Source organism: Chryseobacterium artocarpi (assembly GCF_001684975.1).
In the GTDB taxonomy this organism is placed as follows: domain Bacteria; phylum Bacteroidota; class Bacteroidia; order Flavobacteriales; family Weeksellaceae; genus Chryseobacterium; species Chryseobacterium artocarpi.
On record NZ_MAYH01000034.1, the window covers coordinates 690542 to 704799 of the forward strand.

The 14258-nt window shown below is 36.1% G+C and carries 7 protein-coding genes; 4 read left to right on the forward strand and 3 right to left on the reverse strand.

Features of this window, described 5'->3' with window-relative positions:
* Positions 1 to 102: 102 nt before the first annotated feature.
* The 3 genes from BBI01_RS14655 to BBI01_RS14665 all read right to left on the reverse strand — a co-directional run bounded on the left by BBI01_RS14655 (position 103) and on the right by BBI01_RS14665 (position 6458).
* On the reverse strand, positions 103 to 1929 hold the full coding sequence (locus BBI01_RS14655) for an alkaline phosphatase (protein ID WP_065395431.1): 1827 nt from the start codon (positions 1927 to 1929) through the stop codon (positions 103 to 105).
* Between the two features lie 105 nt (positions 1930 to 2034).
* A complete protein-coding gene (locus tag BBI01_RS14660; protein ID WP_065395385.1) occupies positions 2035 to 3543 on the reverse strand; it encodes a RagB/SusD family nutrient uptake outer membrane protein in 1509 nt (502 codons plus the stop codon).
* Between the two features lie 26 nt (positions 3544 to 3569).
* Positions 3570 to 6458: a SusC/RagA family TonB-linked outer membrane protein gene (locus tag BBI01_RS14665; protein WP_065395386.1), complete on the reverse strand. Its 2889-nt coding sequence runs from the start codon at positions 6456 to 6458 to the stop codon at positions 3570 to 3572.
* Between the two features lie 374 nt (positions 6459 to 6832).
* Here BBI01_RS14665 and BBI01_RS14670 point away from each other — a divergent pair, with 374 nt between their 5' ends.
* The 4 genes from BBI01_RS14670 to BBI01_RS14685 all read left to right on the forward strand — a co-directional run bounded on the left by BBI01_RS14670 (position 6833) and on the right by BBI01_RS14685 (position 14252).
* On the forward strand, positions 6833 to 7621 hold the full coding sequence (locus BBI01_RS14670) for an SDR family oxidoreductase (RefSeq protein WP_065395387.1): 789 nt from the start codon (positions 6833 to 6835) through the stop codon (positions 7619 to 7621).
* A gap of 220 nt (positions 7622 to 7841) precedes the next feature.
* A complete protein-coding gene (locus BBI01_RS14675; protein ID WP_228394015.1) occupies positions 7842 to 9272 on the forward strand; it encodes an autotransporter assembly complex protein TamA in 1431 nt (476 codons plus the stop codon).
* A gap of 283 nt (positions 9273 to 9555) precedes the next feature.
* On the forward strand, positions 9556 to 12714 hold the full coding sequence (locus BBI01_RS14680) for a SusC/RagA family TonB-linked outer membrane protein (RefSeq protein WP_065395389.1): 3159 nt from the start codon (positions 9556 to 9558) through the stop codon (positions 12712 to 12714).
* Between the two features lie 20 nt (positions 12715 to 12734).
* The gene (locus BBI01_RS14685; RefSeq protein WP_083190113.1) at positions 12735 to 14252 is read left to right on the forward strand and encodes a SusD/RagB family nutrient-binding outer membrane lipoprotein; all 1518 of its coding nucleotides are present in this window, start codon (positions 12735 to 12737) and stop codon (positions 14250 to 14252) included.
* Positions 14253 to 14258: the final 6 nt, after the last annotated feature.

Sequence of the window (14258 nt, forward strand, 5' to 3'; positions counted from 1 at the left end):
TCAAAACGAACAATTGTGGATAACTTCTGTGTTATTAACAATTACTCATAAAAAATGACTGCTTCAAAATGAAACAGTCATTATGTTTTTTGAAATGCAAAACTATTTCTGAATCCCGTAGGCTGCAAGTATTTTATTGAAAATCTCGGTATTTTCAAACAGCCCTGTAAACTCTTTGGAATTCGGTCCGTATGCAAAAACACTTGATGGAATTGACGTATGATCATTCGTACTGAAATTCCCGAATATCCAACCATCTTTTAAGCTTCCATCTAAAAGCGTCAGCCCCCCGGTTTCATGATCTCCTACCACTACAACCAATGTTTCTTTATTTTCATCTGCGAACTTCATTGCTTTTCCTACAACATGGTCAAAATCCAGTAATTCAGTAACCAATTGTTCTATATTGTTGCTGTGTCCGCCACCATCGGTTTGTGATGCTTCCACCATCATAAAGAATCCTTTTTTATTGTTCTTCAGATCATTTAAAGTAAGATCAAAGGCATCAGCAAGCCAATTTCCTCTTCCTTCCGTTACTCGTATTGAAGCCAAAGGATCAATAATCAGAGTTCGGTTATTGATTTTATTTGCAGATTTAAGATTATGATATAAATCTATTTTTGCATCTTTCAATTTTTGCTCTGCATCCTGTGTTAATCCGTTTGTGGGACCACCTATCAGTATTTTTGTTTTGGAAGTAACAAAATCCTTAAGAATAGGCTCCGAGCTGTTTCTATTATCTGAATGTGCATAAAAATCCGCAGGAGTTGCATCCGTTACATCACCCGTAGAAATCAGTCCTGAAACCAATCCTTTTTCTGCAACAATATCAGGAATCTGAGCCAGCGCTTTTCCCATACTATCTACACCCACGAATGTATTTTTAGTCTTTATTCCTGTTGCAAAAGCTGTAGATCCCGGTGCAGAATCGGTAACATAAGCATTGGAAGAGTTGGTTTTGGATAAACCCGTAGACTTCATATTGAATACATTAAGTTTTCCTTTATTGGCGGTAAAAGCAGCATAATATTGAGGTAAAGACGTTCCGTCAGGGATGAGAAGGATTACATTTTTCACCTTTTTATTTACTCCGTCTGTTTTATATGTGGGAGTGTACGTGCTGTATTCTTTTGTATTTTTATAGAAATTTTTCGGAATTGTATTCATGAATTTCTTAAGATCAGGAATATGATCGGTATTGATATAATCTACTCCCAGATCCATTAAATTCACCCAAGCATTAGGGAAATCAGGCGCACCATAGAAACGCATCGGCTTTTGTTGAGCATGAGCTTTTCCTACAGCATTTTTTATTTTTTCTGTTTCTTCATCTCGGGGAATACCTTTTCCGTTCCACTTGACCAATGCTGGTAAATCTGCACTAAACATTCCTACTCTTTTTAGCTGATCAGCAGAATAATTTTTATCCAGATCACCATCGAAATATAGATAGCTTGGATAATTTTTGAAATCTAAGGGCTCCGGTCTTCCTCCAGTAATTACAATTTTCACTCCTGAATTGCCGGTAATATCGGGGTATTTTTTTAATGTATTGACCAATACTGCAAGGGTTGTTTTATAATCCTGCTTAACATCAATCAGTAACTGTAATTTTTTATTTGTGTCCGAATAGATATTTCCTTTATTCTTTTTTATCTGTTTTGAAATATTGTCAAGATAAAGATTTTCCAATGTCCTGTCTGCTGACAACTCCTTCTCTGTATGAGCTACCCACAATTTACCTTTTACCAGAAAAACATCGGCTTCAATGGAACCGAAATTCGCATAATAAGCATTCCAAAAAGGAATTTCCTGCATATAATCATTGTGAGAATGTGCATTTCCCACATTATAATTCAAATAATTCTGAGCCTGTCCTTCAGAAAAAAAAGCCAATGCCAATACTCCTAATATCTTTGATAGTTTCATTCTTATATTTTTTATTGTTCTATGGAACACTTCATTGTTCTTTAAAAAACTATATCATCACAGACATTCTGCGATGATATAGTAGATATGTATAAGTTTTAGATTTTACCAACCTTCGTTCTGTTTGATAACTCCATTGCTGTTCACAATTTCCACCTGTGGAACTGCCCATACATTATGGATTGCCGGATTGAAGTTTCTTGCAGCCCAAACCTCTTCTCCTGTAGCACCATGTAAAGGCTGTGCATAAGCAGACTGTGCATCTCCCCAACGTACAAGATCTCTATGTCTATCTGCCCATTCACCTGCAAGTTCACAACGTCTTTCATGCTTCAGATCTGCCATTTTACAGTTACTTTTTGGAGCCAGCCCAGCACGTTGTCTGATCATATTAATTTCTATATCTCCATTTTTTCCCTGCATAATCAATGCTTCAGCTTTAATAAGGATTACCTCAGCATAACGCATGATAGGAACAGCAAGATCAGTACATGGATAATCTCCGTTGGCACTTACGTGTCCGCTTTTTAAATCATATTTGAAAGCGTCCATATATTTATTGAACTGATAACCTGTACGGCTGTTATCTTTCTGATAGGTTCTTGGTTTCCCATTAAATGTAAACTGATCTCCCGGCTTCAGAATCGTCACACTTCTTCTAAGATCTCCTGCTTCATATTCATCAAACAATTCTTTGGTTGGTTGAAAATACCCCCAGCCATTATATTCACCCCAGCCTTTATTTTCAAGCATTACTCCTGGAAGGATGCTTCCCCATGCTGTAAATTTAGGAGTCCCCGGAACAGACCAGATATATTCAGTGCTGTAATTATTATCAGCTTTAAAAACATCTGCAAAGTTTGGTAATAGACTTCTTCCTCCTTTTGTCATCACTTCATTTGCCCAATATTCTGCATTCTGATAATCTTTCATAAACAGATATACCTTTGCAAGAAGTGCCCATGCCGCAGCTTTATGAGGTCTTCCGTAATCCGTCAATGGAAGTTCTGCCTGGCTAGGTAATAACTCTGCTGCTTTTTTAAGGTCTGCTACGATATAATCATAATTTACCTTCACATTAGCTGCTCTTGGAATTGGGTTAGGATCCGGTTCTTTTGAACGGTCTATGATAGGAACTCCCGCTTTTTCATTCCCATAATTGGAAGCCAGTTCAAAATACATTCTACTGCTCATAAATAAAGCTTCTCCAAGATATTTATTCTTAACAGCAACTGAAGTCTGTATATTATCAATATTACGAATGACACGATTAGCTACACCAATTACGTTGTATCTTTTATTCCATTGCGTTTCAAGATCTCCCGCAGCAATATAATTACTGCTAAAATTCTTTGCATTATCTGCTTCATTCCTGCTTCTTCCGGTTACCATATCATCACTTGCGTTGATAAACCAGAAAAGTCCTCTTCCGTAAAACTCTTCATTAAACAAAGGCTTATACATGGCATTTGCTCCTGTAATAAGATCATTTTCTGTTTTCCAGAAACTAGCTTCTGTAGGAGTTCCTTCCGGCTGAACATCCAGCTCTCCTAAACAAGAGGTAAGCATTACGGCAATTCCTGATACTAAAAATATTTTGTTGAAAAATTTCATTTCTTTACTTTTTTTGATATTAAAAATTATAATCCTACTTCTACACCGAAGATGAATGAGCGAGACTGAGGATATCTTCCGGTATCCACACCGTAAGAATTCATCCCCACTTCAGGATCGAAACCTGTGTATTTTGTAATTGTGAATAAGTTGTTAGTCGTTACATAAATTCTTACCCTACTTACATCGAGAGTCTTGTAAAGTTCTTTGGGTAAAGAATATCCAATAGTAAGGTTTTTCAGTCTTAAGTAAGATCCGTCTTCTACGTAGAAGTCTGATACTTTTGAATAATTTCCGGATGGATCACCTTGTACCACTCTTGGAATATTTGTATTTGTATTTTGAGGAGTCCAGGCATTCAGAATATCTCGATCCATATTGTAATTCTGTCCTGTTCCACCTGGGTTAAGGGAAATGAATTTCAATCCGTTGAATATTTTATTTCCGTAAACTCCCTGGAAGAATACATTCAGATCAAAGTTTTTCCATGTCATATTATAAGAAAGCCCATAAGAGAATTTAGGATAAGGGCTTCCAAGATTCACGAAGTCTTTATTGTCCAGAGTTCCTGTATTTCCTTCTTTTTTCAGGAATTTAATATCTCCCGGTTTTGCATTCGGCTGAATTAAGTTTCCTTTAGAGTCTCTATAATTATCAATCTCTGCCTGAGACTGGAAGATCCCTCCTGTTCTATATCCGTAGAAAGAATACAATGGATCTCCAACTTTTACACGGGTAGGTTTCAATACTCCTCTGATCCCATTATCATTTATAAATATCTCATCTACATTCGCCAACTGCTTCACCGTGTTTTTTAGTTGACTAAAAGTAGCTCCGATGGAGTAAGTAAAATCGCCTGATTTTTTACTGTTATAATTGATTCCTACTTCATATCCTTTGTCCTGGAATAACCCAGCATTCACATATTGGTTATTATAAGTAGCGGTACTTGGCAAGCTTACATTAAAGATCTGATCTTTAGAGTTCTTCACAAAGTAATCAAACTGTAAGGAAAGGCTATTTTGCAGGAAAGATGCATCTACTCCGAAGTTGGTTTGCTCAGACTTACCCCATTTCAGATCCGGATTAGGACGGGTGGTAGCATAATAGGCGATGTTCTGAGATGGATCTTTACCGAAAATAACATTATTATCTCTGGTCATCAAAGGATTCACAGCCTGTGGTGAAATGCCTCCAAGATTACCCAGAATACCATAACTTCCTCTAAGCTTTAAGCTCGAAAGCCATGAAATATCTTTCATAAAGTTTTCTCTGGAAACTACCCAAGCCCCTGAAAGTGCATAATAATTTGCAAAACGATTCTGCTTCGCCACCAATGAAGATCCGTCACGTCTTCCCAATACACTTACAATATATTTACCTGCATAGTCATAATTTACCCTTGCCAGATAAGAGACCAATGCCTGCTTATATCTGTAACTTGAAACATCTTTGTTGGTATCTGCTGCATTCTGAAGATATTGGAAAACCTCAGCTTCACTTCTGAAATCAAAAGATCTTGCAAGGAAACCATCTTCCGTGGTTTTCTGGAAAGTAAAACCGCCAAGGAAATCAAAATTATGTTTACCAAGAGCTAATTTATAGGTAAGAAGCTGTTCTGCAAGAACTGTAGCTGAATTGTTCGACTGATATTCCAGATTGTTTGTATCAAAAATTTTCCCGACCTCAAGAACTCTGTAAGTAAAGTTTTTAGTATCTCCTATTTTGAAAGTCTGTGAAAAATTGGATCGGAATTTTAAATCTTTTGCCAACGTAATCTCTGCATAAGGATTGATCAAAATCTCATGTGTAGGATTTCTAAGACTGATTCTTTTAAGATAAGCTACCGGATTAATCATATCTCCATAACCTCCTGCCACGCTGATTGGTAACCCGGAATAAGCACCCGATGGTGTATAAACCGGAACATTTGGCGGATAATACATTGCTGCTACAATTGCTCCTGTATAACCACTTTTTGTATCTGCTGTATTTCCGTCAGAGTAATTATAGTACATATTTTCTCCGATCGTTAGCCAGTCTTTTATTTTATGTTCAGAATTAACTCTGAAATTATATCTTTTTGCCTGAGTATTTAATAGGATTCCTTCAAGATTTCTGTGATTCATTCCTACAAAATATCGGGACTTTTCGTTTCCTCCACTAAGGTTCATATTATATTCCTGGAGAGTTCCTGTGCGGAAAATTTCCTTCATCCAGTCTGTCTTAGTAATTCTTCCTTCCGGATAAAGCTCAGGATTGAACGCTATTGGTAAGCTTCCCAACTTATCAGCATTTTTAAATGCCTGATACATTACATCCTGAAATTCTGCTGCATTTAAAGATTCTTTCAGTCTCCATGCATGGTTCACCCCGTATTTAACATCAAAATCTACCGTCAGGTTTCCTTTTTTACCTCTTTTGGTCGTAATAAGAATAACTCCGCCTGAAGATCTTGCTCCATAAATAGCTGCCGAGGCATCTTTAAGAACAGAGATATCCTGAATATCATTCGGGTTGATAGAAGGTGTACCATTAAAAACCACTCCATCTACAACGTACAAAGGCGTCTCTCCATTGATTCCTCCCAGACCACGAATATTTACTTTCGGCGAGCCGTTAGGATCCCCCCCCTCATTCACCACCGTAACTCCCGGAGCTTTTCCCTGAAGTACATCGCCCACTCCGGATAAAGATCTTGAAGTAAGCTTATCCAAAGAAGCTTCCGTAACAGCACCGGATACTTTACTCTTTTTCTGTGTTCCGTATCCAACAACAACAATCTCATCGATGGATTTTTCTTTTAAACTGTCTTTTTTTTGTGATAGGAACATCGGCGAAGCTGATATTGCACCAATAAGTAATACCCTACCCGTTAAATAAGCTACAGAGACAGGGGTTTTAAATACAATCATGACATCCTTTTTAATTAGATGCAAAATTAGAACAGCCCTTTCCCTCTCTTCATTAACGTTTTCTTATGTTTTTATTAACAATTTTTATATTTTTTCATTTTAAGCTTAATCCAATAAAACATTAACATATTGAAAAACAAATAAATACACAAATAAAGTAATTATTTTATTTATATTCTATACATAACTGACATTAAGTTTCCTTTAAGTTTAAAATCAAATAGAGACAATAGGACAATCCATTTTGAAAATATTTTCCGAAACAATAAATAACAGAGTTCGTTATTCTTTTTTTACATTTGCTGAAAATAGATTTTACCCTGTTCAATCAATGGACAGGAAAAAATTAAACATTATAAAAATCATAAGATTAAATGACCATTATTATCACAGGAACCTCATCAGGAATTGGATTTGCATTAGCCGAATATTTTGGTAAAAAAGGACATAAAGTATATGGTTTAAGCCGTAAGTATACGGAAAGCCAACATTTTCAATCTATCCCGACTGACGTTACCGATAACACTGCCGTTCTGAATGCTATCGCAGAAGTTCTGAAAACTGAAACCAGAATCGATGTTCTCATCAATAATGCAGGAATGGGAATGGTAGGAGCCATAGAAGATTCTACAAAGGAAGATATCCTAAAACTTTTCAGTCTGAATCTTGCAGGTGCCGTTCAGATGATGAGTGCTGTTCTTCCGAAAATGCGGGAAAATAAATTCGGGAAAATCATCAATGTATCCAGTATTGGAAGTGAAATGGGACTTCCTTTCCGTGGTTTTTACTCGGCTTCAAAGTCTGCATTGGATAAAGTAACGGAAGCGATGAGATATGAAGTGTATCCTTGGAACATTGATGTATGCTCACTGCATTTAGGTGATATCAAAACTAATATTGCAGACAACAGAGTTATTGCACAGGTTTCCCAACCCTATAAAAATGTATTTGATAAAGTATATTCTTTAATGAATGCCCATGTAGACGAAGGAACAGAGCCATTGGAAGTAGCAGAATACATTGAAAAGCTATTAGAAAAAAAGAAATGGAAGGCTCATTATTATTTTGGTAAATTCGGGCAGAAAATAGGAGTTCCGTTGAAGTGGCTTCTTCCACAGAATACTTATGAGAATTTAATGAAGAAATATAATAAACTGGACTAGTTTCAGTTATTAAAAAGTTAATTAACTACTTTAAACCTTACTAAGCATTAAGCTGTTTCTGAAAATATTTTTTGTTCTGTTCTGCGTTTTTGTACAAGCGCAGAAAAAGCAGTATTGGCTGATTGACACTGAAACTAAGGTCAAGAAAAAAGTAAAGGATTCCGTTTCTGCGGTAAAATTTCTGGATTCATTAGCTCAGAATAATTATTTTTTCACTCAGTTGAAAGATGTAAAAATTAAAGGAGACAGCACGGAGATTTTTTATGACAAAGGAAAAAACTTTAACGAAACCTACGTCAATCTTTCCGATTCTATTGTTCAGAAGCTGAAGGTTCAGAAAGATTTTTTTACAAAAAATTTAGATTCCACAAAGAAAAGCATCAATAAAAGTTATATTGATGACGGATATTCTTTCAGCAGAATCAAATCAAAATATAAAGGACAGAAAAATGGCTTTCCTATTGTAGAGCTTGATATCAATAAAAATGATAAAAGAACGATCAACGGTTTCGTTGTAAAGGGCTATGAAAAAGTTCCAAAAAGATTCATCAAAAATCTGGAAAAGGAATTTAAAGGAAAAAACTATGATGATAAAAACCTGCTGGCTATCAACAAAAACTTTCAAAGTCATCCTTTCCTGATACTTGAAAGGCAGCCACAAACTTTATTCACCAAAGATTCTACCAATATTTACCTGTTTCTGGAGAAGAAAAAGACCAATACCTTTGACGGGGTGATCGGTTTTGGTAATGACAAGACTGATAAGTTTACTTTAAACGGAACGATGAACGTTAATTTCAGGAATATGTTCAATGGTTTTGAGGCAATTAATCTTTACTGGCAGAGAAACCCGGATAAAGGACAGACTTTTGATCTTCAGGTGGATATTCCATATCTTTTCAAATCTAATGTCGGGATGAACACAAAGGTGAATATCTACAGACAGGATTCCACATTCGCCAATGTAAAGTTTCTTCCGGCTTTCTATTATCATATTAATAACCGTAATAAAATTGGTCTTCGAGCAACGCTGGAAACCTCAACGATTATTGATACTTTATACACACAGGGAAGGGATTACAACAAAAAAGGGATCGGGATATGGTTTGAGATGACAGAACCTACAGACATTGATCTTTTTCTTCACAAAACAAGGATCAATGCAGGATACGATTATTTAGCAACAACTTACACCAAGGGAAACATAAGGTCTACACAGAACCAGTTTTATTTCTCGGGGGAACATAATTATCATATTTCCGGAAACCATTTTCTGAATATTAAAGCAGAAGGAGCCTTAATGGATTCTAAAATGGAGCTTTCTACCAATGAATTGTATCGTTTTGGGGGCTGGAATTCCATGCGGGGCTTCAATGAAAACTCCCTCGCCGCCGATTTCTATTATTATGGAGGCTTGGAATATCGGTACCTCATAGGTAATCAGGCATTCTTTGACCTCTTTGGACAATATGGACAGCTTAATAATAAGTCTTTGAATGTAAAACCTAAGCTCTACAGTGTAGGACTCGGTTTCAATTTCTTTATTCCGATTGGGTTGATGAGCTTCCAGCTTTCTAATGGTAATGAGTTCGGAAATCCATTTAAATTTAATGACATCAAGATTCATTGGGGAATTCTGAGCAGATTTTAGGCGGAATGTAAGCTGACTGAAATAATTGTAAGGCTACTATTTTAATAGTCTGCTCATGATTAAACGCTAATAAAAGTATTTCATTTATTTTTAAAATTTCAATAGGTCCTAGCTTCCAGCTTTCAGCCTTATATAATAAAACAAAATTCTCTATACAAAGAACTTTTTTTATTTTACCAATTCATTAATTATTTTCACCAATAAATACATAAATCGTATTTTTATTTTAATATGACCTTAAAATTCAGGTAATAATGCACGGTTAAATTTGCATTCAAAAAAAATGAAGAAAACTTTAGCCACGTTTGCAGTTTTTTTACTTCCTTTATACATTACAGCTCAGGAAATTAACATTTCAGGAAATGTAAAATCTGAAAATGGCACCAGTGTTTCAGGCGTCAACATCACCGACAAAAACACAGGAAAAACCGCCACAACAGACGAAAACGGGAATTTTACCATTTCAGCCAATCCTAAAGATATCCTTGAGTTTTTTTCACCTGATTTTTCTTTATCCACGGTAGAAGTTTCTTCAAAAAGGCAATATTCTGTTGTTTTGAGGAAAACCAATGAAAAACAGATTGAAAGTGTTGTAATTACCGCTTTAGGAATTGCCAAGAAAAAGGAAAAGATTGGATATTCTACACAGGAAGTGGGAACGAAGCAATTTGAAACGATCACTACTCCAAGTATTGGTAATTTATTTTCAGGACAGGTAGCGGGATTGAATGTTTCTAACCCAACAGGAATGCAGCAGGCACCACAGTTTACCTTAAGAGGAAATTCCAATTTGGTTTTTGTGATTGATGGAGTGATTGTGGAAAAAGAGGTTTTCCAGAATTTAGATCCTAATAATATTGAAAATATCAACGTATTGAAAGGAGCTACAGCTTCTGCTCTTTATGGATCCAGAGGAAGATACGGAGCTATTTTGATCACAACAAAAAGCGCAAAAAAGAAAGGATTCTCTGTAGAGTTTTCACAAAATACAATGATCACAGGAGGGTTTACCAATCTTCCAAAAACTCAGACGGAATACGGTAACGGTTCTCACGGAAAGTATGAATTCTGGGACGGAGCCGATGGTGGCGTGAATGATGGGGATATGATCTGGGGTCCGAAGTTTGTTCCGGGATTAAAAATTGCCCAGTGGAACAGCCCTATCAGAGATAAAGTAACAGGACAGGTAGTTCCGTGGTATGGAGCAGTAACAGGTACTCAATATAATGATAAATCAAGATATGAAAGAGTTCCTATTGAATGGAGATATCATGACAACTTAAAAACGTTCTTAAAGCCGGCTGTTATCAACAATAATAATTTCGCCATCAGCTACAGAAACAATAAAGACGTGTACAGACTCTCTGGGAACTTTATGAATTATGACGACAGAGTTCCGAATTCGTATCTTCAGAGATATGGGGTCAATTTCTCTTCTGAAAACCATATTGGAGATAAATTTGTTTTTGACACTAAGTTTAATTTCAATCAGACTTTTACCCCAAACATGCCCAATTACGAATACAATCCTAGTGGACACATGTATACCATCCTTATTTGGATGGGTGGTGATGTGGACGGAAAAGCTTTAAGAAACCATATGTGGATTCCTGGAAAAGAAGGAGTAGCACAGGCAAACTGGAATTACGCATGGTACAACAACCCTTGGTTCGGAGCTGAATATTATAAAAATCAGAACAGAACGAATATCATTAATGCTCAGACTGGATTAGAATATAAAGCAACAAAGGATTTCTCAGTAAAAGGTAAAATTTCCCTTGTTGAAAACCATAGCAAATCTGAGATATTCAGCCCATATTCTTATTTCAACTACAATGCACCAAGGAGTGGCGGATATATTCTAAAAGATTTAAAGACATGGAATCTAAACTATGATATACTTGCTACTTATAAGAAAAAGATTTCTGAGAATTTTGACTTCACCATCAATGCAGGAGGTTCAGCATTTTACTTTAAAAACAACAATAACGAAACCTATACAGATGGTTTAAAAGTTCCAGAAGTTTATTCCTTTGAAAACTCTATCGGAGCCCTCAAAAAATACAGATATCTGAAGGAAAAACTAATCTATAGTGCTTATTCTACCATTGATATTGGGCTATATAATGCATTCTTCATCAATATCTCAGGTCGTAACGACTGGTCTTCTACACTTCCTAAAGCTAACAGATCTTACTTCTACCCTTCAGCATCTATCAGTACTGTCATTTCTAATCTGGTGAAAATGCCCGAGGCTATCAATATGTTGAAAGTTTCTGCTTCGTGGGCAAAAGTTGCTTATGACTTCCAGCCTTACTCCATCAGAAATTATTATATGAATGATAAAGGAATTGCCTATAATGGTAATCCTACCTTCCTTTTTCCGACTACCCTCAACATTGAAAATTCTTTAAAGCCTGAACAAACTAAATCTTACGAATTAGGATTAAGTGCAGGATTCCTTAATAACCGAATTACCCTAGATGCAACTTATTTCAGAACCTTAGATTACAACAACATTCTTGAGTTCCCAAGTGCTGAATCTTCAGGTTTCACATCTCAATATGTAAATGGTAACGAATACACCACAAAAGGATTCGAAATCTCCCTGGGAATGGTTCCTGTAAAAACGTCTAATTTTACATGGAAAACCTTGATCAACTGGAGTACTTATGAACAAAAGCTAACGTCTATTTATGATAATATGCCTAACTATAATAACATTAAGCTAGGTGAAAGAATGGACAGCTATTATGATTATACATGGCAAAAATCTCCAGACGGAAAAGTAATATTGGATGCGAAGTCTGGAATGCCAACGAAGGCAAATACTCCAAGTAACCTTGGGCATTTCAATCCGGACTGGACTTTCGGTTTCAATAATACCTTCAAGTATAAAAAACTGTCTTTAAATATTGGAATCGATGGAAGTATCGGAGGTATCATGAGATCTCAGGTTGTGGAAAAGATGTGGTGGGGAGGAAAACATCCAAACTCTGTTGCCTACAGAGATCTTGAATATGCAAAACCAGGAACTTACTACTTTGTACCGGATGGTGTAAACTACGATCCAGCTACCGGAAAATATACTCAGCATACGAAAGCCATCAGTTTCCAGGATTGGGCGCAGAATTACCCATACCAAGCAAGGGTAACACAGGATGAGAGTGAAGAATTTGCGAATGTTTTTGATAGAACCTTCATCAAGTTAAGATCTGTGGTACTGGAATATGATTTCTCTTCATTACTGAACCCAAAAGGAATGATAAAAGGATTTACAGCCAATATTTCAGCTTACAATCTTGCCATGTGGAAAAAATCAAAGAATCTTTATTCAGATCCTGATTTCCAGATTAAAACGGGAAGAAAAGATGATGTTACGAATGATATTCAGGATCCTTCAAGCAGATGGTTCGGAATCGGGTTTAATCTTAAGTTTTAACTAAAAAGTACGTCGATACAATGAAAAATAATATAAAGACAAAAGCACACAACAGTAAAACAGCCAAAAGGTTGATGAGGTCAGTATTTTTTGCAGGATTGCTATCATTAGCTTCTTGTGAATCCAGTCTGGATCAAATCAATGACAATCCTAATGATCAGGCAACTATTGATCCTAAATATCTCTTAACCTATGTTTCAAAAAACACTTTTCAGGTGAATGCAGATAATATGTATGCATCAAGAATGATGATCGGAACAGATGGTGAAAATACCTTTCAGTACATGAAGTGGGACAATACGTCTTTTGAAGTATATACCAAACAGCTTCTGAATACGGTAAAAATGATGCAGGAAGCAGAAAAAATTAATAATAAAAATTATATTGCTGTAGGCAAATTTCTAAGAGCTTACCATTTCTTTAATATCAGCTTAAGAGTCGGAAGCGCTCCTTATTCTGAGGCTGTAAAAGGAGAATTTGGGATTACACAACCTAAATATGATACTCAGGAAGCGATCATGTCCGGAATTTTATCAGAGTTAAAAGAAGCCAATGACCTCATCAATACCAATGATAAGATTGAAGGCGACATCGTATTCAACGGAGATGCTCAAAAATGGAAAAAACTGATCAATTCTTTCCGTCTGAAAATTTTAATAACATTATCTAAAAAAACAACGGTAGGAAATTACAATATAGCAACGGAATTTGCTGCTATCGCAGGAAGCCAGCCTTTAATGACTTCTATAGCAGATAATGGAGAACTTAAGTTTGTAGACGCGGCAGACAGCAGATATACAATGTTCAACAATAGTGGATACGGATCTAGTTTATACATGGCAGATTATTTTATCAATCTGTTTAAAGACAGAAAAGATCCTCGCTTATTTACTTTTGCAGCACAAACTACCGGGGCTAAAGAAAACGGAAAAGCTATCACAGATTTTACAGGATACAACGGAGGAAACCCTACGTCTTCTTATTCTGACAACGCAGAGTTGATTACTGCTAAAAATATTTCAAAAGTAAATGACCGCTTTTATAAAGATCCTACCAATGAGCCTTCTTCGGTTTTAAGTTATTCAGAATTAGAATTTATTCTTGCAGAAGCTGCTGCAAGAGGCTGGATTTCAGGATCAGCAAAAACTCACTATGACAATGCAATCAAAGCCAGCTTTACTTTCTATCAGACCTATGTAAAAAATCCGGGACAATATTTTGCGGGTTTTGATGTAAACCAATATCTGGCAACTCCTTTGGTTGTTTATAATAATTCAGCTCCTCTACAGGAACAGGTTGAGAAAATCATCACTCAGAAATATATGACCATGTTCCACCAGTCACAATGGACGTCTTATTATGATTATTTAAGAACAGGATTCCCTAATTATCCTTTAAAGCCAGGTGTTCCGGCACCGTTCAGATTCAGATATCCACAGTCTGAGTACAATTATAACAGTGCTAATTTAAAGGCAGCACTTTCCTCACAATACGGAGGAAATGACAATATCAACTCCAAACCTTGGTGGTTACAATAGAAATCT

Coding starts and splice junctions, on each gene's coding strand:
- BBI01_RS14670 (WP_065395387.1), top strand. CDS start 6,833: ATGACCATTATTATCACAGGAACCTCATCAGGAATTGGATTTGCATTA.
- BBI01_RS14660 (WP_065395385.1), bottom strand. CDS start 3,543: ATGAAATTTTTCAACAAAATATTTTTAGTATCAGGAATTGCCGTAATG.
- BBI01_RS14680 (WP_065395389.1), top strand. CDS start 9,556: ATGAAGAAAACTTTAGCCACGTTTGCAGTTTTTTTACTTCCTTTATAC.
- BBI01_RS14665 (WP_065395386.1), bottom strand. CDS start 6,458: ATGATTGTATTTAAAACCCCTGTCTCTGTAGCTTATTTAACGGGTAGG.
- BBI01_RS14655 (WP_065395431.1), bottom strand. CDS start 1,929: ATGAAACTATCAAAGATATTAGGAGTATTGGCATTGGCTTTTTTTTCT.
- BBI01_RS14685 (WP_083190113.1), top strand. CDS start 12,735: ATGAAAAATAATATAAAGACAAAAGCACACAACAGTAAAACAGCCAAA.